This window comes from Mycobacterium sp. NTMscope_MAC_12, from assembly GCF_976985675.1.
Map to the genome: position 1 here is coordinate 2,360,827 of NZ_CDRJYY010000001.1, position 20,415 is coordinate 2,381,241.

General features: G+C 66.9%; 22 protein-coding genes. 14 read left to right on the forward strand and 8 right to left on the reverse strand.

Features of this window, described 5'->3' with window-relative positions; all coding sequences use genetic code 11:
• Nucleotides 1-7 precede the first annotated feature (7 nt).
• The gene (gene dtd, locus AC0KS4_RS10865) at nucleotides 8-439 is read left to right on the forward strand and encodes a D-aminoacyl-tRNA deacylase (RefSeq protein ID WP_225328874.1); all 432 of its coding nucleotides are present in this window, start codon (nucleotides 8-10) and stop codon (nucleotides 437-439) included.
• Between the two features lie 17 nt (nucleotides 440-456).
• Complete coding sequence (locus tag AC0KS4_RS10870; protein ID WP_225328873.1) at nucleotides 457-1,368, forward strand: class I SAM-dependent methyltransferase; 912 nt, start codon at nucleotides 457-459, stop codon at nucleotides 1,366-1,368.
• A gap of 4 nt (nucleotides 1,369-1,372) precedes the next feature.
• On the opposite strand, the gene AC0KS4_RS10875 is transcribed toward AC0KS4_RS10870, so the two are convergent.
• Both AC0KS4_RS10875 and AC0KS4_RS10880 read right to left on the reverse strand, forming a co-directional pair.
• The gene (locus AC0KS4_RS10875; RefSeq protein WP_225328872.1) at nucleotides 1,373-2,398 is read right to left on the reverse strand and encodes an alcohol dehydrogenase catalytic domain-containing protein; all 1,026 of its coding nucleotides are present in this window, start codon (nucleotides 2,396-2,398) and stop codon (nucleotides 1,373-1,375) included.
• 10 nt (nucleotides 2,399-2,408) lie between these two features.
• Nucleotides 2,409-4,358 carry a flavin-containing monooxygenase gene (locus AC0KS4_RS10880; RefSeq protein ID WP_225328871.1) on the reverse strand — a complete coding sequence of 650 codons (1,950 nt, stop codon included), beginning with the start codon at nucleotides 4,356-4,358 and terminating at the stop codon, nucleotides 2,409-2,411.
• 251 nt (nucleotides 4,359-4,609) lie between these two features.
• On the opposite strand from AC0KS4_RS10880, the gene AC0KS4_RS10885 reads away from it, so the two are divergent.
• Entirely contained in the window at nucleotides 4,610-5,740 is a 1,131-nt protein-coding gene (locus tag AC0KS4_RS10885; protein ID WP_067248280.1) for a nitronate monooxygenase, read from the forward strand.
• 27 nt (nucleotides 5,741-5,767) lie between these two features.
• On the opposite strand, the gene AC0KS4_RS10890 is transcribed toward AC0KS4_RS10885, so the two are convergent.
• The 3 genes from AC0KS4_RS10890 to AC0KS4_RS10900 all read right to left on the reverse strand — a co-directional run bounded on the left by AC0KS4_RS10890 (nucleotide 5,768) and on the right by AC0KS4_RS10900 (nucleotide 6,784).
• On the reverse strand, nucleotides 5,768-5,989 hold the full coding sequence (locus AC0KS4_RS10890; RefSeq protein WP_008256834.1) for an Rv1893 family protein: 222 nt from the start codon (nucleotides 5,987-5,989) through the stop codon (nucleotides 5,768-5,770).
• A gap of 88 nt (nucleotides 5,990-6,077) precedes the next feature.
• On the reverse strand, nucleotides 6,078-6,368 hold the full coding sequence (locus tag AC0KS4_RS10895; RefSeq protein WP_238955844.1) for a hypothetical protein: 291 nt from the start codon (nucleotides 6,366-6,368) through the stop codon (nucleotides 6,078-6,080).
• A gap of 11 nt (nucleotides 6,369-6,379) precedes the next feature.
• Complete coding sequence (locus AC0KS4_RS10900; RefSeq protein ID WP_238955845.1) at nucleotides 6,380-6,784, reverse strand: hypothetical protein; 405 nt, start codon at nucleotides 6,782-6,784, stop codon at nucleotides 6,380-6,382.
• Between the two features lie 245 nt (nucleotides 6,785-7,029).
• Here AC0KS4_RS10900 and AC0KS4_RS10905 point away from each other — a divergent pair, with 245 nt between their 5' ends.
• The 3 genes from AC0KS4_RS10905 to AC0KS4_RS10915 are packed head-to-tail and all read left to right on the forward strand — an operon-like array spanning nucleotide 7,030 to nucleotide 9,912.
• The gene (locus AC0KS4_RS10905) at nucleotides 7,030-8,316 is read left to right on the forward strand and encodes a cytochrome P450 (protein WP_238955846.1); all 1,287 of its coding nucleotides are present in this window, start codon (nucleotides 7,030-7,032) and stop codon (nucleotides 8,314-8,316) included.
• A 9-nt stretch (nucleotides 8,317-8,325) separates the two neighbouring features.
• A complete protein-coding gene (locus AC0KS4_RS10910; RefSeq protein WP_238955847.1) occupies nucleotides 8,326-9,339 on the forward strand; it encodes an alcohol dehydrogenase in 1,014 nt (337 codons plus the stop codon).
• A 12-nt stretch (nucleotides 9,340-9,351) separates the two neighbouring features.
• Nucleotides 9,352-9,912 carry a YceI family protein gene (locus AC0KS4_RS10915; RefSeq protein ID WP_238955848.1) on the forward strand — a complete coding sequence of 187 codons (561 nt, stop codon included), beginning with the start codon at nucleotides 9,352-9,354 and terminating at the stop codon, nucleotides 9,910-9,912.
• Between the two features lie 18 nt (nucleotides 9,913-9,930).
• On the opposite strand, the gene AC0KS4_RS10920 is transcribed toward AC0KS4_RS10915, so the two are convergent.
• The gene (locus AC0KS4_RS10920; protein WP_238955849.1) at nucleotides 9,931-11,073 is read right to left on the reverse strand and encodes a DUF7159 family protein; all 1,143 of its coding nucleotides are present in this window, start codon (nucleotides 11,071-11,073) and stop codon (nucleotides 9,931-9,933) included.
• 502 nt (nucleotides 11,074-11,575) lie between these two features.
• Here AC0KS4_RS10920 and ag85B point away from each other — a divergent pair.
• The 8 genes from ag85B (at nucleotide 11,576) to AC0KS4_RS10960 (ending at nucleotide 17,479) form a co-directional block, all read left to right on the forward strand.
• Nucleotides 11,576-12,568, forward strand: a complete 993-nt coding sequence (ag85B, locus tag AC0KS4_RS10925) for a diacylglycerol acyltransferase/mycolyltransferase Ag85B (protein WP_225328864.1) — start codon at nucleotides 11,576-11,578, stop codon at nucleotides 12,566-12,568.
• A gap of 88 nt (nucleotides 12,569-12,656) precedes the next feature.
• Nucleotides 12,657-13,247 (forward strand): chorismate mutase, encoded by a 591-nt coding sequence (locus tag AC0KS4_RS10930; protein ID WP_225328863.1) that lies wholly within the window; start codon nucleotides 12,657-12,659, stop codon nucleotides 13,245-13,247.
• A gap of 105 nt (nucleotides 13,248-13,352) precedes the next feature.
• Nucleotides 13,353-13,790 carry a resuscitation-promoting factor RpfC gene (rpfC, locus tag AC0KS4_RS10935; RefSeq protein WP_374109747.1) on the forward strand — a complete coding sequence of 146 codons (438 nt, stop codon included), beginning with the start codon at nucleotides 13,353-13,355 and terminating at the stop codon, nucleotides 13,788-13,790.
• A gap of 35 nt (nucleotides 13,791-13,825) precedes the next feature.
• Nucleotides 13,826-14,305, forward strand: a complete 480-nt coding sequence (locus AC0KS4_RS10940; protein WP_225328880.1) for an SRPBCC family protein — start codon at nucleotides 13,826-13,828, stop codon at nucleotides 14,303-14,305.
• On the forward strand, nucleotides 14,302-15,135 hold the full coding sequence (locus tag AC0KS4_RS10945; protein ID WP_225328861.1) for an SDR family oxidoreductase: 834 nt from the start codon (nucleotides 14,302-14,304) through the stop codon (nucleotides 15,133-15,135). The genes AC0KS4_RS10940 and AC0KS4_RS10945 overlap by 4 nt, the downstream gene beginning before the upstream one ends.
• A 12-nt stretch (nucleotides 15,136-15,147) precedes the next feature.
• Nucleotides 15,148-15,570: a lipoprotein LpqH gene (locus AC0KS4_RS10950; RefSeq protein ID WP_225328860.1), complete on the forward strand. Its 423-nt coding sequence runs from the start codon at nucleotides 15,148-15,150 to the stop codon at nucleotides 15,568-15,570.
• A gap of 55 nt (nucleotides 15,571-15,625) precedes the next feature.
• Nucleotides 15,626-16,948 carry a cytochrome P450 gene (locus tag AC0KS4_RS10955; RefSeq protein WP_225328859.1) on the forward strand — a complete coding sequence of 441 codons (1,323 nt, stop codon included), beginning with the start codon at nucleotides 15,626-15,628 and terminating at the stop codon, nucleotides 16,946-16,948.
• A gap of 87 nt (nucleotides 16,949-17,035) precedes the next feature.
• Nucleotides 17,036-17,479: a nuclear transport factor 2 family protein gene (locus AC0KS4_RS10960; protein ID WP_225328879.1), complete on the forward strand. Its 444-nt coding sequence runs from the start codon at nucleotides 17,036-17,038 to the stop codon at nucleotides 17,477-17,479.
• Between the two features lie 415 nt (nucleotides 17,480-17,894).
• Here AC0KS4_RS10960 and AC0KS4_RS10965 read toward each other — a convergent pair whose 3' ends face one another.
• Both AC0KS4_RS10965 and AC0KS4_RS10970 read right to left on the reverse strand, forming a co-directional pair.
• Nucleotides 17,895-19,028, reverse strand: coding sequence for an amidohydrolase family protein (locus AC0KS4_RS10965; RefSeq protein ID WP_225328858.1), 1,134 nt, complete (start codon nucleotides 19,026-19,028; stop codon nucleotides 17,895-17,897).
• A gap of 10 nt (nucleotides 19,029-19,038) precedes the next feature.
• Nucleotides 19,039-20,391: a type I glutamate--ammonia ligase gene (locus AC0KS4_RS10970; RefSeq protein ID WP_225328857.1), complete on the reverse strand. Its 1,353-nt coding sequence runs from the start codon at nucleotides 20,389-20,391 to the stop codon at nucleotides 19,039-19,041.
• Nucleotides 20,392-20,415 lie beyond the last annotated feature (24 nt).

The window sequence follows — 20,415 nt, forward strand, 5'->3', positions numbered from 1 at the left end:
GAGGCCCATGCGGGTCTTGGTGCAACGGGTCTCGTCGGCCACGGTGTCGGTCGAGGGCGAGGTGGTGGGCGCGATCCGGCCGGATGGCCAGGGGCTGTTGGCATTCGTCGGCGTCACCCATACCGATGACGGGGACACCGCGCGCCGGCTCGCCGAGAAGCTCTGGAACCTAAGGATTCTCGCCGAGGAGCGGTCCGCGGCCGACGCAAGAGCCCCCATCCTCGTCGTCAGCCAGTTCACCCTGTACGCCGACACCGCCAAGGGCCGCCGCCCGTCATGGAATGCGGCCGCTCCCGGGGCCGTCGCCGAGCCGCTGGTAGCGGAGTTCGCCGCGGCGCTGCGGGGGCTGGGAGCCGAGGTGCAGACCGGGGTGTTCGGCGCCAACATGCAGGTCGAGCTGGTCAACGACGGCCCGGTGACGGTGCTTCTCGAACTCTGAAGGGTACGTTGGCCACCGTGGGCACGACACCGGACTTCGGATCGCTGCGCTCCGACGACGACAACTGGGACATCGTCAGCAGCGTCGGCTACACCGCGCTGCTCGTGGCGGGTTGGCGTGCCCTGCACGCCGAGAGCCCGCGGCCGTTGGTACGCGACGAATACGCGAAAGTCTTCATCGCCGCCTCGCAGGACCCGTATCTGGCGGGGGTGCTGGCCAACCCGGGCAGCTCCGAGGACGAGATGGCCTTCCCACGCCTTTACGGCGTGCAGACCCGGTTCTTCGACGACTTCTTCGTCGCTTCCGGCCAGGCGGGCATACGACAGGCGGTGATCGTGGCCGCCGGGCTGGACTCGCGGGCGTTCCGCCTCGAATGGCCGGACGGCACAAGGGTGTTCGAAGTCGATTTGCCCAAGGTTCTCGAATTCAAGGCACGCGTGCTCGGTGAGCAGGGGGCGGCGCCGAAGGCCAGTCGGATCGAGGTCGCCGCCGACCTGCGCACCGACTGGTCGCGGCCGTTGGAGGCGGCCGGGTTTGACGTGGAGAGCCCGAGCGCCTGGTCGGTGGAGGGGTTGTTGCCCTACCTGACCGACGAGGCCCAACACGCGCTGTTCACCCGGATCAGCGGGCTCAGCGCGCCGGGCAGCCGGATCGCCATCGGCGCACTGGGGTCGCGGCTGGACCACGACCAACTCCACGCCCTGGAGGCGAATCACCCGGGGGTCAACGTGTCGGGCAACGTTGACTTTTCGGCCCTGACCTACCAACCGCAGTCCGACCCCGCGGAGTGGCTGACCGCGCACGGCTGGGCCGTCGAACCCGTCCGCAACACGCTCGACTTGCAAGCCGGGTACGGCATGACCCCGCCGGAGGTCGACGTCAAGATCGACAGTTTTATGCGGTCCCAATACATCATGGCGACCCGGTGAGGGCCTAGGGCTTCAGCAGGATCTTCACATCGTCGCCGGAGCGCGATTCCGCGGTCGCGTAGCCCTTGGCCGCGTCGTCCAAAGGCATTGTCGTGGTGAAGATGCCGTCGACGTCGAGGCGGCCGGACTGCAGCAGCGGGATCAATTCCGGCCAGGTTCGCTGCACCGGCGCCGTGGTCATCCGCAGCGTGATGCTGCGGATCAGGCAGCCCAGGGCGTTGAGGGGATACGGATTCATGTCGTGCACGCCGACGACCGAGACGGTTCCACCCGCCCGCACGGCGTTGAGCGCCTCGGTCAGCGAAGCGTCCGTGGCGACGGCGTCGATCACCGCGTCGACGCCTCGGCCGCCGGTGGCCGCGAGTATGGCCTCGAGCGCCGGCGCTTTGACGGGGGTCGCCCCCCACTGGGCGGCGCGCTGCAGCCGGCCGTCGACCTGATCGACCGCGAAAACCGTTGCGGCGCCCTGGAAAAGCGCGCTACGCAGCGAACACAGGCCGACCGCCCCCAGTCCGATGACGGCCACGGTCCCGCCCGGCGGAATGTCGGCGCGCTGCGCCGCTGCCCAGCCGGTGGCGAGATTGTCGGTGAGCAGCAACGCCTGCTCGGTGCTGATGCCCTCGGGCATCTTCAGCAGCTGGAAATCGGCGGCGGGCACCGCGAGCAGATCGGCCTGCGCGCCACCGAGCACGCCGCCGCCGAAGATCTGAAAACCGGAGTGGCACATGACCGGATCGCGGGTGGCGCACCCCGCGCAGGCGCCGCAGCCGGCGACCGACGACACCAGGACCTGATCGCCGACCTTGACGTTGCGCACCTGCGGCCCGGCCTCCACGACCGTGCCGACGGCTTCGTGGCCGAGCGCGATGGGGTCGGGCATCGGGAAGTCGGCCTCGTAGAAGTGCAGATCGGAGCCGCAGATTCCGGCGGCGGACACCTCGACGATCGCTCCGTCCGGGCCCGGCAGCGTTGGGTCGGGGCGGGTGTCGACCCGGATGGTGCGGGGCCCTTCGACGACTACCGTGCGCATATCGGTGTGCTCACTTCCCTTGTCGCGCTTGGTCTTTCTGGCGTACTACAAATTGTGACCAGTCGGGTTCGCACACCGCTGACCAGTATTCGTTGAGCCGCCACGGGCTGACGGTGTGAATCTCGCCGTCGGCGTTTTTGAAATACGAATGCGTGACCGCCGGGTGTGACCACACCATCTTCTTGATCTGGGTCTGCGTCCGCCGGTGCCAATCCGTGGCGGCGTCGGGTTTCGGCTCGACGGAGTGCACGTCGGAATCGGCCAGTCGTGCCAGGCACTGGTCGATGTAGCGCATCTGCAGTTCGGACTGGAAGATCAGGCTGCCGCCGTGGGCGAGGTGCGTCCCGGGCCCGTACACGATGAAGAAGTTCGGGAAGTCCGGCACGGTGATCCCGAGGTAGGCATAGGGCCTGCTCCCCCACATCTCGTGCAGGTCGACGCCGTTTCGGCCGGTGACCTTCAGCGGCCACAGCACATCGGTGTGCCGGAACCCGGTGGCGTAGACGATGACGTCGACGTCGTGCGTCACTCCGTCCTCGGTGACGATGCCGTGCGGCGTGATCCGGTCGATGGGGGTGCGCACCAATTCGACGTTGTCGCGCTGCAGCGTTCGCAACCAGGTGCCGTTGTCCTGCAGGGTGCGTTTGCCGCAGGCGGGATAGTCCGGCATCACCTTGGCCAACAACTCCGAGTCTTCGCCGACCTGGCTGGTGATCCACTGCGAGAACATCATGTGCGCGGCGGCATTGATGTCGCTGACGGCGTGGTCCTGATCGGCATAGTTCGGGTCGCCCTCGGCGGCGTCGAGGCCCTTGTCCGAGCCGGGCCACAGCACCAGGAACCGATACCACCTGCCGTAGAACGGCAGGTGGCGCATCGCCCAGCGCACACCGTCGCCGACCTCGTCGTGATACATCGGGTTCGGGAACATCCACTGCGCGGTCCGCTGGAACACCGTCAGGTGCTCGACCTCCTCGGCGATGGCGGGCGCGATCTGGAACCCGCTGGCGCCGGCGCCGACGAGCGCGACCCGCTTGCCTTTGAGATCCACCGAGTGATCCCAGGCCGCCGAGTGAAACGACGGGCCCCGAAAAGTCTGCGCTCCGGCGAATTCGGGAATGTTGGGCCTGTTCAGCTGGCCCACCGCCGTGATGAGCGCGCGTGCGCGCAGGGTCGACGTGCCACCGTCGGCCGACCGCAGCGAAACGTTCCAGGTGCCGTCTTCGTCGTCCCATTCGGCCGCGAGAACCTCGGTCTGCCAACGTATCCGGTCGGCCAGGTCGTGTTCGTCGATGACCTTGGTGAAATAGTCCTGCAGCTCGTACTGCTCGGCGAAGAAATGGGTCCAGTCGTTGTTGGGTGCGAAGCTGTAGCAGTAGAAATGGTTCGCCACATCCACCCGGGCGCCGGGATAGCTGTTCTCCCACCATGTTCCGCCGGGCCCGGCGTTCTTCTCGACGATGGTGAACGGAATGTTGGCCTGCTTGAGGCGCACGCCGGCCAGGATGCCGGATTCGCCACACCCGACGACGAGAACGGGAAGCTGCGCCGCGCGCTCGGCCGGCAACGCGGCTGGCCGCCGGGGGTCGACCCCGTCGAGGTCCAGCTCTTCGGACACCAACGACAGATAGTCGTCGGGAACGTGCTCACACGCCGCCCAGTCCATCATTTCCCTGATGAGTTCCGGGCTCAGCGGCTCCGGTTCGGGGCAACCGCGGTCCCGATACTCGGTGATCGCCGTCAGCGCCTCGGCGCGGGCGCGCGCCTTGTCCTCCTCCGACATGAACCCCTGGACCTCGTTGAGGAAGACGCCCATCTGCTTAAAGTCGCGGATGAATCGGGGGTCGCCGGTGATGTGGACGAGGGAGAGCAACAGCGTCGGGACGCTGACATCCTCTAGGGCGGTGGCGATCTCGGGCGTGGACGTGGTGAAGGGATCGCCGGCGTAGCGGCTGCGCATCAAGCCGATCCTCTCGGTGGTTTGGAAGCCAATTACGCTACGCGTAGTTTCGTAATTGGCAGCACTACGCTACCCGGTCGCTCGGTGCAGGATCAAGGGATCGGGCCGGGTGGCCGGCGGATGCCGCCGCAGCCGCGGTTCCGGCGACGGGTCGTAGTGATAGGGCGCAGTTCGGGACCCGCTGGCCACGTCAGTGCGCTCCGTACTAAACTAGAACACGTTCCAATTCGGCGAGCATCCCAGGAGTTGTAATGCACACCCCTATTTGCGACGAACTCGGCATCGAGTTCCCGATCTTCGCCTTCACCCACTGTCGCGATGTCGTCGTGGCGGTCAGCAAGGCCGGGGGGTTCGGCGTGCTCGGGGCCGTCGGCTTCACGCCCGAGCAGCTCGAGATCGAGCTCAACTGGATCGACGAGAACATCGGCGACCACCCCTACGGCGTCGACATCGTCATCCCCAACAAGTACGAGGGCATGGACTCGCACCTGTCCGCCGAGGAGCTGGCCGAGACGCTGCGCAAGATGGTGCCCCAGGAGCACCTGGACTTCGGGAAGAAGATCCTCGCCGACCACGGCGTGCCGGTCGAGGACAGCGACGGCGACAGCCTGCAGCTCCTCGGCTGGACCGAGGCGACGGCCACGCCCCAGGTCGAGGTGGCGCTCAAGCACCCCAAGGTGAAGATGATCGCCAACGCGCTCGGCACCCCGCCGGCCGACATGATCAAGCACATTCACGACGCCGGGCTCAAGGTCGCCGCGCTGTGCGGCTCCCCCTCGCAGGCCCGCAAGCACGCCGACGCGGGAGTCGACATCATCATCGCGCAGGGCGGCGAGGCCGGCGGGCACTGCGGCGAGGTGGGCTCGATCGTGCTGTGGCCGCAGGTCGTCAAGGAGGTCGCCCCGGTTCCGGTGCTGGCCGCCGGCGGCATCGGCAGCGGCGAGCAGATCGCGGCCGCGCTGGCTCTCGGCGCGCAGGGCGCGTGGACCGGATCGCAATGGTTGATGGTCGAGGAGTCCTCGAACACCCCGGTCCAGCAGGAGGCCTACGTCAAGGCCGGCAGCCGCGACACCGTCCGCAGCCGCTCGTTCACCGGCAAGCCGGCCCGCATGCTGCGCAACGACTGGACCGAGGCGTGGGAGGCCCCCGACAACCCGAAGCCCCTCGGCATGCCGCTGCAGTACATGGTGTCCGGCATGGCGGTTCGCGCCACCAATAGGTACCCCAACGAATCCGTCGACGTCGCGTTCAACCCCGTCGGCCAGGTCGTCGGGCAGTTCACCAAGGTGGAGAAGACGTCGACGGTCATCGAGCGGTGGGTGCAGGAATACCTGGAAGCCACCAACAGGCTGGACGAGCTGAACGAGGCCGCCTCCGTCTGACGACGGAGGCTGGCCCGGCCGGCGGGGCTAGACGTCGTCGACGTCCTGCCGGCCGGTGAAGACTTCCTTCGTCCGGTCCAGCGCGTACGTGCCAATGTCGATGGAATTCTGAACGATTCCGCTGGCGCCGCCGGCGAGGTCACCCCGGATGATGTCGCTGGCGTGCTCGACGATGTCGGACGCTTTCTCGACGGCGTTGGTCGCGATGTCCCTCGCCGCGTCGACCGCATCTTTGGGATTGAAGGCCATCTCGAGTCTCCTTTTGTCGCAGGTTCGTTGCTCTGACTCTAGACGGGCTGAGGCACCATTTCTCGACGGCGCCAATGCCTGCCGAGGCTCAGTAGTGCACCAGGGAGCGCCAGAAGTCTTCGGGAATTTCGGCCCCGGAGCGCAGTATTCGGGCCAGCCCGATGGCCATCGCGATGCCCAGCAGCCCCAACCAAAGCCCGACCACCGCGATGATGCACCACAACACGGTAGTGACCGCCGGCCACGGCGAGAACACGGCCAGCACCGGCGCGAAGAAAAATCCGGTGCCGATGTACCACGCCGACCCGGCGCGATCCGAGGCCAAGACGAAACGCAGCCAGCGGGGCACGGGCACCGCGCCGGGCTCGCTCCGTTTCATCGTCGTGCCGATCAGTCGGAGGGTGGGAAAAACCCTGCCCCGGTAAACCATCCGGGCTGCCACCCCTGGTCTCCCAGGCACAGCATGGGAAGCCCGTCCGGGGTCTGCGCCGCCGCCTGCGAGCCGGGGCATTTCGCGCCGGTCTGCTGGACTCCATACAGCGGGTAGGAAGCCACCCAGTACCCGATGGTGGCGGCCGGGAACTGATTGGGCGGCGGGAAGTGGCAGGCCTCGGCCTGGCCGCTGGGCCCTCGTCCGAAGATGAAGCGCTCGTAGTTGTCGCACGGAGCGCCCAGCGAAGCTTGGTAATTCATGCCCGGAACGTCTCCGTCGTAATGCGGGTCGGCGGCCGCGCACGGCGCCATGCCGATCGTGATGCCCGCTATCGAAGCGGCGCTCAGCAATTCCCGAATCATCTTCCACCCCGCCTGTCGTCGCCGGTGACCTGCACCAAAGCATATCGGTCGCGTCGCCGGCCACAAGACGGTTTCGGCGTGCGGCCGCGATCCCCCGTGTAGGCCCGCCGCGGCGGACAAAGCGCACCTGCGGAACACGTTCCAATTTGCCCTCGGCGATCTTGCGTCAATGCTTCCCAACCGTGGTCCGGCAGTGGTTTCCTTGCACAAGGACGCCTAGACGACTTCGTATCGAGGAGTGCGCCATGTCAACCGTCGAGTCCAGCACCAAGCCGGTCCCCAATCTGCCTCCCGGCTTCGACTTCACCGATCCGGACATCCACGCCGAGCGATTGCCGGTCGAGGAACTGGCCGAGCTGCGCCGCACGGCGCCGATCTGGTGGAACGAACAACCGATCGGGGCCGGCGGGTTCGACGACGGCGGCTTTTGGGTGGTGTCCAAGCACAAGGACGTCAAAGAGGTCTCGCTGCGCAGTGACGTGTTCTCCAGCCTGCAGAAGACAGCGCTGCCGCGCTATAAGGACGGCACGGTCGGCGAGCAGATCGAGCGCGGCAAGTTCGTCCTGCTCAACATGGACGCGCCGCAGCACACCCGGCTGCGCAAGATCATCTCGCGGGCCTTCACTCCCCGAGCCATCGAGCGCCTGCGTTCAGACCTCGCCGAGCGCGCCCGCCACATCGTCGAGGAGGCGGCCGCCGAGGGCCGCGGCGACTTCGTCGAACAGGTGTCGTGCGAGCTGCCGCTGCAGGCCATCGCCGGACTGATGGGTGTGCCGCAGGAAGAACGCAAGAAACTCTTCCACTGGTCCAACGAGATGGTCGGCGACCAGGATCCCGAATTCGCCAACAACGACGCGATCACCGCCTCGGTCGAACTCATCATGTACGGCATGCAGATGGCGGCCGAGCGGACAAAGAATCCGGGGGAAGACCTCGTCACCAAGCTGGTCCAGGCCGACATCGACGGGCACAAGCTGTCCGACGATGAATTCGGCTTTTTCGTGATCCTTTTGGCGGTGGCCGGAAACGAGACCACCCGCAACTCCATCACCCAGGGCATGATGGCCTTCACCGATTTCCCCGACCAGTGGGAGCTGTTCAAGAAGGAGCGGCCCGGCACCGCGGCCGACGAGATCGTCCGGTGGGCCACCCCGGTCACGTCGTTTCAGCGCACCGCGCTCGAGGACTACGAACTGTCCGGCGTGCAGATCAAAAAGGGCCAGCGGGTCGTAATGGTCTACCGCTCAGCCAATTTCGACGAGGAAGTCTTCGACGATCCGTTCACCTTCAACATCCTGCGCGATCCCAACCCGCACGTCGGCTTCGGCGGAACGGGCGCCCACTACTGCATCGGCGCGAACCTGGCGCGCATGACGATCGACCTGATGTTCAACGCGATCGCCGACGGCATCCCCGATCTCGAGTCCATCGGCAAGCCCGAACGCCTCCGGTCGGGCTGGCTCAACGGGATCAAGCACTGGCAGGTGGACTACCACACCGATGGAGCAGCGAAATCGCCTGCCGCGCACTAAGCTAGGCCGATGCCCACACATCAAGCTGTCCGGATACAGTCCGCGGGCGGCCCCCTAGAGCTGGCCGAAGTCGAAACCCAACCACCCGGTCGCGACGAGGTGCGACTGACGGTCGCCGCGTGCGGCATCTGCGGCACCGACGCGCACTTCGTTAACGGTGGGTTCCCGGGCATGTCGTGGCCGCTGACCCCCGGGCATGAAATCGCGGGCAAGGTCGCCGAAATCGGCGACGGCGTCGAGGATTTCGCGATCGGCGATCGCGTCGCGGTCGGCTGGTTCGGTGGATGCTGCTATCACTGCGAGCAGTGCCGCAAAGGCCTGTTCATTCACTGCGAGAACGGGAAGGTGCCGAGCTGGCAGTACCCCGGCGGGTACGCGGAGTCGGTGACGGTTCCGGCCAGCGCCCTGGCCCGGATACCGGACGAGCTCTCCGACGCCGAAGCTGCCCCCTTGGGTTGCGCGGGCGTCACCACCTACAACGCCTTACGTCACGCCAAGGCGCTGCCCGGCGATCGGGTGGCGATACTCGGCGTCGGCGGCCTGGGGCACCTCGGCGTGCAGTTCGCCCGGGCGATGGGCTTCGAGACCATCGCGATCAACCGCGGTACCGGCAAAGCCGACGACGCCCGGAAACTGGGCGCCCATCACTACATCGATTCGACAGCCAACGATCCCGCCGAGGCGTTGAAGGACTTGGGTGGCGCGACGGTCGTCCTGGCCACCGCGGGCAATTCGAAGGCCATGGCCGCCACGGTCGGTGGCATAGTCCCCCGGGGCGAACTGGTCACCGTCGGCGTCACGCCCGAACCGCTGCCGATCAGCCCCGTACAGCTGATAACCCCCGGAGTCAGCATCGTCGGCCACCCCTCCGGGACGGCCAAAGATGTCGAAGACACCATGCGTTTCGCGGTCCTGTCCGGCGTCCGGGCGTGGATCGAGGAGTTGCCGTTGGCGCAGGCGGCCGAGGGCTATGCGGCGCTGGAGCAGGGACGAGCGCATTACCGCACCGTCTTGACCATGTGACACCGTTGGTCCGTGACTGCTGACGAGGGCGCGGCGTGGACGATCGGGCCATCCGACGGTGAATTGTTGCTCCACACCGGGGTTGCCGGCCGAGCCGCACGAATGGGCCACCGCCTCACCATCGCGATGTCGCGCTGGCGTGCGACCGTGGGTTGGGCCGGTTCCCGACCCGTCGGTGCGGAGCTTGTGGTCGAGGTCGATTCGCTCGACGTACTGAGCGGCAAGGGTGGCGTCAAAGGGCTGTCCGCGATCGAGAAAGCACAGGTCCGGTCCAACGCTTTGAAGTCGTTGCACGCCAACCGCTTTCCCGAGATCCGCTACACCGCGGACGTCATCGAGCAGGCCGACGACGGGTACCGACTCACCGGCACGCTCGCGATCCGGGGCACCTCACGAGACCACGTCATCGACGTGCGCACCGAGGATCTCAAAGACGCCTGGCGCATGTCCGCTGAAACCACCGTCCGTCAAACCGATTACGGCGTGAAGCCCTACTCGCTGCTGATGGGCTCGGTTCAAGTCGCGGACGATGTGTCCTTGACCTTTACCGCGGTTCACGCCAAGGACGGGTGAGCCACCCGCTCGGGAGAATCAGGGTTGCGGCTCGGCCGCTGCGCGCGGCGCTGAATCGGCTGCCGCGTCGCCCGCGTCGCCGGGGATGTGCTCGAGCACTCGGGTCAAATAGGGCTGCCCGTTACCGGAATCCGGCTGCCGGTCGCCGCCAATGCCCGCTTGCTCTTCCGGAGCGGCCGGCGCGGGGGCGGGTTCGCCCGCGGGCGGCTGGGCGTGCGCGGCGGGGCGCTTGAGCTGGGGGGCCGCCGGAAGCGGCGCGACGGCCTTGGCCGCCTCGGCGGCCTGGGGCGTGGCTGGATGGGTGGTGTGCTTGGCCGCGGGCGCGCTGGCCGGGCCCACGTGAATCCCCACCGCGAGCGACACCGAGCCGACGAAGGTGATCGCGCCGGCCGCCAACGCGGTGAGGGCTCCGGAATACGAGAGGTGCCGCTGGCGTGCGGGCGCCGCGGAAAGGGGTTCGCTGTGGTGCTCCACGAGTTGTTCGTCGGTGAACTCGGTGCTGCGAGCCGCCGACAGCGCTGCGCCGCGCGCGATCGTCACCTGGGCCATCGATTGCACGAAAACCGGCACCGGCAACGCCTTTTCGAGTTGCCATGAGAACCCGTCGATGTCGGCGCCGACGACGACAACCCCGCCCGGCTGCCATCCGTCGCGGTCGAACATGCCGGTCAGCCATCGGGTCAGGCCATCGAGGCCGCCGCGCACATGTTTGGTTGCCGTCTGGGTCTCCCCGTCATGGGTGTCGACCATGACGACGGTCGTGGCGTCATGGTCGAGAATGCAGACCGCGGTCTGCTCGTAACCGATGACGGGCGCAATGGCCTGCGCCAAGGTCTCGATGGCCTCGAGGAACCGGATCGGCACGACATTGTCGAAGCCCGCGTCGGTCAACGCCTCCAGCACCAGTGCGGCCTGAGCGGATGCGTCGTCGTTCCAGGTCACCCCGATGACACGCAGGCGGTGATCACTCGCGGCCGCCGCCGTGTCGACCCGCAGTACCTCGTCTACCACTTGCTCCGCGGTGCTCACGGCGCGGACGCCCCGGCCGGCGCGCAGCGCCAACTCCTGGTGATCCAGGATGGTGCCGTCTGCGCCGTGTCCTTCAGCGAGGACCCACCCGACGGCGGTCGACGTCACTGATAGGCCAAGTACCGTGTCCAAATCTATGCCCCAATCGGTCCCGCGCCTCGGCTCCCAGACACACCGACGCGCACCATGAAGCCGCTGGTGCGGAGGTTCGTGAGAGCCGGAACAGACCCGGGATAGCGTGGTCTTCATCGGCTTGCTTCGACAGAGCCTACGCGGTCGGCGAAATCCCGGTCGCCCCGGTCCGCATCGCCTCGCGACACGCCGGCGATGCCCCGCACGAATCCGCTCTGGGTTCATCGGGGCGCTTTTTTCTATCGCGCGGTATCAACGGCTTTCGGTCTCGGCAAACCGGACGCCGCTGCGGACCGGCCGTTTTCGCGGTGAACCGGTTAGGTGGTCGCCGAGCGGGTACCCGCCGATCGTCGCCGCTCGGATCACCGGGTGGCGAAATTGCGAGGTAAAAAGCGATGCAAAATCGAGACGCGTCCGCGTCCCAATCGACATTTGACGGACTTACACGGTAAATTCCTGTGAGACCGCGATCACATTCGATCACATCCGACAAGGGGCAGGTATGACAGATCTGAACGAGAAGGTCCGGGCCTGGGGGCGCCGACTTGTGGTCGGTGCAGCCGCGGCTGTAACCCTGCCGGGCCTGATCGGCATTGCCGGCGGCGCGGCGACCGCGAATGCATTTTCGCGTCCGGGCCTGCCCGTCGAGTACCTGCAAGTGCCGTCCGCCGGAATGGGTCGCGACATCAAGGTCCAGTTCCAGAGCGGCGGCAACGGCTCCCCCGCGGTCTACCTGCTGGACGGGCTCCGGGCTCAAGACGACTACAACGGCTGGGACATCAACACCCCGGCGTTCGAGTGGTACTACCAGTCGGGCCTGTCGGTCATCATGCCGGTCGGCGGTCAGTCCAGCTTTTACGCCGACTGGTACCAGCCGGCGTGTGGGAAGGCCGGCTGCTCCACCTACAAGTGGGAGACCTTCCTGACCAGCGAACTGCCGCAATACCTGGCCTCGAACAAGAGCGTCAAGTCCACCGGCAGCGCCGCGATCGGCATCTCGATGTCGGGCTCCTCGGCGATGATCCTGGCCGTGAACCACCCCAACCAGTTCATCTACGCCGGCTCGCTGTCGGCGCTGCTGGACCCGTCCCAGGGCATGGGACCGTCGCTGATCGGCTTGGCCATGGGAGACGCCGGCGGCTACAAGCCCGACGCCATGTGGGGCCCGTCGAGCGACCCGGCCTGGCAGCGCAACGACCCGACGGTCCAGATCCCCGCGCTGGTCGGCAACAACACCCGGCTGTGGATCTACGTCGGTAACGGCACACCGTCGGAGCTGGGCGGAGCGAACATGCCCGCCGAGTTTCTGGAGAACTTCGTGCGCAGCAGCAACCTGAAGTTCCAGGACGCGTACAACGCGGCCGGCGGCCACAACGCCGTGTTCAACTTCGATGCCAACGGCACACACAGCTGGGAGTACTGGGGTGCCCAGCTCAACGCCATGAAGGGTGACCTGCAGAGCGCTCTGGGCGCTTCGGCGGGTGGCGGCGGATAACCCATTCACCTGACGCCACTACTGCGCTTGACGACACGTCAGGCGCAGTAGTGCGTTAAGGGGCGGCGATCACGCCAGAATCGTCGTCATGCCCCGCAGCACGCGCTCGCCGCGCCGCGTCCACCTCGTTCCCCTGTGCTGTGCCGTGGTGGCCGGCGCCCTGGCGCTGTGGGCGCCGTCGGCCCGGGCCGACAGCGTGAGCCCCTTGACCCCGTTGGTCGACGCCGCCGCACAGCGGTTGCAGATCGCCGAGTCGGTGGCCGCTTATAAATGGCACAGCCATGGGGCCATTGAAGACCCGGTACGCGTCCGGCAGGAATTAGCACGGCTGGGCGACGAAGCCGTCGCCGCGCGCATCGACCGCGACTACGTCATCCGGGTCTTCGGTGACCAGATCGGTGCCACCGAGGCCATCGAGTACAGCCGCTTCGCGGACTGGAAGCTCGATCCGGGCCAAGCGCCGGCCGATCCCCCGGACCTGGCGGCGTCGCGGTCGGTGATCGACGGCCTCAACCAGGCGATACTGACTCAGATATCGGTCAACTGGGACGTGCTGCACTCGCCGGCGTGCGCGCTGCAACTCGATACCGCAAGGAGCGACGTCGTCCAGAGTCGTCAGCTCGACGGCCTCTACCGACGGGCCCTGTGGTCGGCGACGCAATCGTATTGCCAGCAATAATTTAATTTTTCCTCACCATTTCCTAACCGTCGAATTTGGCCTGGCGAAAAGGCGATTTCCGCAGATAGAAGGCATATCTCGCGCCATTTTCGAATAGGTAACGCTTTGGCCACACGCGCCGAAAACCTTGACATGAAGAATCTCTGCAAGCTTCTCGTCAAGTCCGTAGCGGTCGGCGGGTTCGTTGCAGCATCGATGGCTTCGTCCACGGGTGTGGTGAGCGCGGACGCCGCTCCCAACTGGGACGCGATCGCTCAATGCGAATCCGGCGGCAACTGGCACGCCAACACCGGAAACGGCAACTACGGTGGGCTGCAATTCAAACCGGGCACCTGGGCTCGCTACGGCGGCGTCGGCAACCCGGCGGCCGCGTCCCGGGAGCAGCAAATCGCCGTCGCCAACCGGGTTTTCGCCGAAGAGGGCGTGGAGCCCTGGCCCAAATGCGGTGCACAGTCCGGCCTGCCGATCGGTTGGTATTCGCACCCGGCGCAGGGCATCAAGCAGATCATCAACGGGCTGATCCAGGCGGCCGTCCCGCACTGATGACACGCCCGCGCGGTCTATGACCCGACACGAAGCTGTGTTTGGATCAGCCCATGGAAGGTTCGGCGACTGTTCACATGGCGGCGCCCGCGGCCAAAATCTGGGATCTCATCGCGGACGTCCGCAACACCGGACGGTTTTCCCCGGAAGTTTTCGAAGCCGAGTGGCTGGGCGATGCGACCGGCCCGGCCCTCGGCGCGAAATTCCGCGGTCACGTCCGGCGCAATGAGATGGGACCGGTGTATTGGACGACCTGCAAGGTCACCGCGTGCGAACCGGGCCGCGAATTCGGCTTTACGGTGCTGCTCGGTGATCGGGAGGTCAACAACTGGCATTACCGCTTGGCGCCCAGCGGCGGCGGGACCGACGTCACCGAGTCGTTTCGGCTCAACCCCGCGCCGTGGCTGGGCGTGTACTGGTTGTTCGGCGGCTTTCTGCGCAAGCGCCGCAACGTCCGCGACATGACCAAGACGCTGAACCGCATCAAAGATGTCGTCGAGGCCGACCAGTCGTGAAATCGGTCTTCATCACCGGCGCGGGCAGCGGCATGGGGCGCGAAGGCGCAAAGCTGTTCCATGCCAAGGGTTGGCGGGTGGGCGCCGTGGACCGCAACGGCGACGGCCTGGCGACGCTGACCGAAGAACTCGGCGCCGACCGGCTGTGGACCCGCGCCGTCGACGTGACGGACAAGGCGGCCCTGGACGGCGCCCTCGCCGACTTCTGCTCCGGCAACACCGGCGGCGGCCTCGACATGATGTGGAACAACGCCGGCATCGGCGAATCCGGGTGGTTCGAGGACGTGCCGTATGACGCCGCGATGCGCCTCGTCGAGGTGAACTACAAATCGGTGCTGACCGGTGCCTACGGCGCGCTGCCGTACCTCAAGAAAACGCCCGGCAGCCTGATGTTTTCGACGTCGTCCTCGTCGGCGACTTACGGCATGCCCCGCCTCGCCGTCTACTCGTCGACCAAGCACGCGGTCAAGGGGCTGACCGAGGCGCTGAGCGTGGAGTGGCGGCGGCACGGGGTGCGCGTCGCCGACGTGCTGCCCGGCCTGATCGACACCGCCATCCTCACCAGCACGACCAACCACTCCGACGACGGCGGCGCGCCCAGAACCGCCGAGGAGTTGCGCGCCACCGCCCCGAAAAAGGGTCCGCTGCGGTTGATGCCGGCCAGCAGCGTGGCCGAGGCGGCGTGGCAGGCCTACCACCATCAGAAGCGGCTGCATTGGTATGTGCCGAAAAGCATTCGCTTGATTGACTTCTTCAAGGGCCTGAGCCCCGAATTCGTGCGACGCAGTATCGTCAAAGCCCTACCCGCGCTAGCGCCGAAGCGGCAGTAAGGAGGTCGGCTGGTGCAAAACCGCTTGCCCACAGTCGCTTTGGTCTTGGCGGCGGTCGTCGTCAGCGTCGCGGGGTGCAGCGCGGCGCAAACGACACCCCGTCGGGCCGCCCGCCTGACCATCGACGGCGCCACGCACACGACACGTCCCCCGGCGTGCCGGCAAGACCAGATGTATCGGACCATCAAAATTCCGGACCACGATGGCGGCGTCGAAGCGGTCGTGCTGCTCAGCGGTTACCGGGTCATGCCGCAGTGGGTGAAGATTCGCAACGTCGACGGCTTCACCGGCAGCTTCTGGCAAGGCGGGGTGGGAGACGCGCACGTCGACCTCAACAACGACGCGTACACCATCACCGGCAGCGCCTACGGCATCAACAGCAGCAACCCCAACAAAGTGGTGACCACCGACTTCAAAATCGTCGCGCAGTGCTGACCGGCTCGGTGCGTGCGGCCTACGCTCGTACCGACACCTGAGCGAGGGAGGGCCGGTGAAGGAACGACTGCACTGGTTCGCGATGCACGGCTTCATCCGCGGCGTCGCAGCGTTCGGCGCCCGCCGCGGTGACGTCCAGGCGAGGCTGATCGCCGATCCGGCGGTGGCCGCCGATCCGGTGCGCTTCTACGACGAAGTCCGGGCTCGGGGCAAACTGGTGAAGGGCCGCGTCGCCTATCTGACAGCCGATCACGCAATCGCCCACGAGCTGTTGCGGTCCGACGATTTCCGGGTGCTGATCTTCGGATCGAATCTCCCGGCACCGTTGCGATGGCTGGAACGTCGCACCCGCGACGAGCTTCTGCATCCGCTACGGGCGCCCTCCCTGCTGGCCGTCGAACCCCCCGACCACACCCGTTACCGCAAGACCGTGTCCGCGGTGTTCACGCCCAGGGCGGTCGCCGCACTGCGGGAGCGGGTCGAGCAGACGGCCGCCGACCTGCTCGAACAGCTGACCGGCGAGTCCGGCGTGGTCGACATCGTCGGACGCTATTGCGCGCAACTTCCGGTCTCGATCATCAGCGACATCCTCGGTGTGCCCGAGCCGGACCGGCCGCGCGTCCTGGAATTCGGCGAGCTGGCCGCGCCGAGCCTGGACATCGGATTACCGTGGCGGCAGTACCGCAGCGTGCAGGAAGGGATCGCCGGCTTCAGCTCCTGGCTCGCCGAGCATCTACAACGGCTGCGCCTGGACCCCAGCGACAATCTGATGAGCCAGCTGATCCAGACCGCCGAAAGCGGCTCGGCGGACACCTATCTCAACGACAACGAGCTTCAGGCGATCGCCGGTCTGGTGCTGGCGGCCGGCTTCGAGACCACGGTGAACCTGCTCGGCAACGGGATTCGCATGCTGCTGGACGCGCCCGGGCACCTCGAAGCGCTACGGCGACGCCCGGAGCTGTGGCCCAACGCCGTCGAAGAGATCCTGCGACTGGAATCGCCGGTGCAGCTGACCGCGCGGGTGGCGCTGCGCGATGTCGAGATCGCGGGACGGCAGCTCGCGCGTGGCGACCTGGTGCTGGTGTATCTGGCTGCCGCCAACCGGGATCCGGCCGTGTTTCCCGATCCGCACCGATTCGACATCGAAAGACCCAATGCTGGAAGGCATCTCGCCTTTTCCGGTGGCCGACACTTTTGCCTGGGCGCCGCGCTCGCCCGCGCCGAGGGCGAGGTGGGCCTGCGGACGTTCTTCGACCGCTTCCCCGAGGTGCGCGCGGCGGGCGCCGGATGCCGGCGAGAGACCCGGGTGCTGCGGGGATGGTCGTCACTGCCGGTGGCGCTCGGGCCGGCCCGGTCGATGGCTGCCGCCGACAGCTGACCGATCGCGACTGCGGCGCGAGTAGACCCCCCATGGTTGACACCGGCGCGCTAACCGAGTTTATTTGCCGGTATGACAGAGGTTTCTATGATCGCGGTCGAGGATGTCGTCCGTGGGCTGTGGCAGGCCCTTTCGCGTCGTGATTGGGAGGCGATCCCGACGTTTTTGTCCGACGACTGCCTCTACGTCGACATGCCGGTTCCGGCCGTGTCGGCCCGCGGTCCCGAGGGCATCGTCAAACGCCTCAGGATGGGTCTCGAGCATTTGGCGGGCTATGAGAACCACACCGGCGTGCTGGTGTCCAATGGTTCCGACGTGCTCTACGAGCACTCGGAGACATGGACATTCGCGACCGGGGAACAGGGTGTTCTGCGATTCGTGACCGTTCACAAGGTCGTCGACGGCAAGGTCACCGTCTGGAAAGATTATTGGGACATGAACAGCCTCGTCGCCTTCGCTCCCCCGAACCACTTCGAAGCCCTGGCGACCGGCGACACGAGTTGGGTGTACGACGCGTCAGCATTGGTCTGACAGTTCCCATGTAACGCGGCGCTCGCGGATGGCATTGCCGCCCACGGCAATACGCCAGATCGGCGCGTGGTGCCGTGGAATGCCGGCATGGCCACCCCTCATAGACCATTCCGGCAATCCCTCGGCACAAACGGCGATCGGGCTCGGCTACACCCCGCCCTGATGCGGATATGACACGCAGTCACCAGAACTGGCGGCGTAGCAACCACCACTGGGTGACGCGTAGGTCGGAGGCGCCGAAGCGGCGGCGACGGTAACGATGGCGGCGTCGACGAACGCAGCGCGGGACAACATGTGCCCAAACCTCCTTGATGCCTCAGTTTGGTGACGTTGCCCGATTCGTCTCTCGAAGCCTATGCGCCCCGGTGGTTGGTTACATCGGAATTTGTGAAAATTTTGTGCACGCGCCGGTTTCTCACGGCCGCTGACCGGGCGAGGCGAGGTCGTAGATCCTTCGAGCGTTCTCGCGGGCGATGAGATCGACCACCCGGATGGCGTCGGCCTCGCTCCAGTCGCCGCCGTCGACGAATTCGCGTAGCACCCTGTGCAGGCCCCGGCGCCACAGAACCGCTCCGAGAAAGTGCAGTTCCGCGGGGCCGAATCCGTCTGACGAGTAGAGGATCTTGGAAAAGGGCGCCAGCTCCAGAAGTCGCGCGAGAAACGCCGGCGACCGCGCCCCCAAGTAATTCACGCTCAGTCCGCCGTCGAGATAGACGTTGTTGAACGCCTGCGCCAAATAGCCGGCCTCACGCTCGTACGGATAGCAGTGCAACAGCACGATCGGGACGTCCGCCGACTGGCGCAGAAAGTCAAGCAGCAGGAGAGGATTGGCCTTGCGCAGGTCGCAGTCACGATCGCCGAACCCGACGTGGAATTGCAATGGCTTGCCCAGTCGCAACGCCTGGTGCAACCCGAACCGCAGCAGGACCCGATCCCGCAATCGTATCCCGCCGCGCTCGCGCCACCGGCCGGCCGCGTCGGCGACCTCCCGCGCCGACGGCTCACTGAGGTCACCCTCGAAACCGCCGCGGTAGGCCAGTATCGATTTGGTGCCAACGGCTCCCGCCGCGCGCCGGTGCAGGATCTCTCCGAACGCCGCCGCGTAGTCACCCGGCGCTCGGGCGGCCTGCTCGGCCACCTCCTCGAGGCGCACGATTTCGTGCGCACGCTTGCCCGACAGCCGAGCCACCTCCCCAACCCCGGCGACCTCACCTCCGCCGATCCCGGTGTCCACCAACCAGTCGCTGACGCCGGCGGCCGAAAGGAACAGGCGGGCCAGTTCGTCTTCGGCGAACTGGCGGCGACGGTCCCAATAGGCCTGCGGGTCGGCGTGTTTGGGCAGCCCCAGGGCGGGGGCGCAGTGAGCGCGCACGGCAAACCCGAGTTGTGAGTCGAAACCCGAATCGGTGATGGGCTCGGTATTGGCCTCGTTGAGCGCGTTCTCGAATCGCTGCCGGTCTGCGGCCGTCAACCAGCAACCGTGGACGTGCTGATCGATCAGCGACACCGCGCCGATGTGCTCGGCCAGGTCGCGGGTGTCGGCGCTCATCACCAGTCCGTCACAGACTCCAGGCCATGCGGAACCGATCCGCCAGTTGCTCGGGTTCCAGATCGCCGTAACGTTCGTGTTCCAGTCGGCGCACCGCGACCACCATGTCGACCGCCGGATCGCCCAGGATGCACCGCATCCGCGCCGAAGCATCCAGCGCCGCGATCGCTTCGGCCTGCGATGCGGTCAGGCGCACGACGCCGTCACGCGCGCGGTCGGCATCGGACCGGGTCGCAGGGTCGACCGTGATCTCCGGCGGCAGCGCGGCCCGCGATGTGATGCCGTCCAGCGCGAGTCCCAGGATGGCCGCCGACGCCAGATATGGATTGGCAGAGGGATCGACGATCTTGACCTCGACGTTTCCACCCCGCGGGCTGGCGGGTCCGCCGGTGACGAATCGCACCGCGGCTTCGCGGTTTTCGGTGCCCCAGCAGGCGTAGGCGCCCGCCCAATTGCCGGGCCGCATCCGCAGACCCGAGACGATCGAACCGCACAGCACGCCCTGGGCTTCCGGCAGGCCGCGAACCACTCCCGCCACCGCGCTCTCCCCCGCCGCCGTCATGCCCGCGGCGCCCGCGCCGTCGGAGAACAACCGGCCTTCCGGCGTCGTCAACGAAAAGTGTTGGTGGGCACCCGATCCGACACCACCGGCAAAGGGCGCGGGCGACAAGCTGATGCGAAGGCCGTGGCGGCGCGCCACGCGGCCGATGATGAGCCGCATCAGGATCAGCTGATCGGCGGCGGCCACCGGTGGTTGCGGCGGCAGCGAGATCTCGAACTGGTTGGCGCCATACTCGGGGTGGAACTGTTCGATCGCGATCCCGGCCGCCGTCGCCGACCCGATCACCTCCCGGATGAACGTTTCGCGCTCCAGCACACCGGCGAGGCCGTACTGGGCCCACAGCGTCGACGGCAGCCGGCCGCCGTCCGGCGCGACCAAGAGGAATTCGATCTCGTGCCCTACGGCAGCCTCAATGCCGGCGTCGGCGAGCGTCGTCTCGATCCGTCGCAGCGTTCCCCGGCCGCACGTGGGGACCGGCGTGCCGTCCTGACAGAAAAACGCGGCGGGCGCCCACGCCAGGCCGTCGCCCACGATTCGCAAGGCCGACAGGTCGATCCGGAGGCGTTGGTCCCCCACCACGCCGACGTCGGCGGTGAAGGCGATCCCGGTCTGGTCGATGGCGAACGCATGCCAGGAAGGGCTGGCGCCCAGGCCGGGATCGGCGAACATGTTGGTCTGGCGGATCGGCACCGCCTTGGCCAGGGTAAGCCCGGCGGGGTTGACGACGGTGCCGATGACCGTGTCGACGCCCTCGGCCTCCAGCTGGGCAATCGCCGCGGCCGCGAGCGGTGTGCCGGTCATGGCAGTCATTGTGCAGCCTCTGGG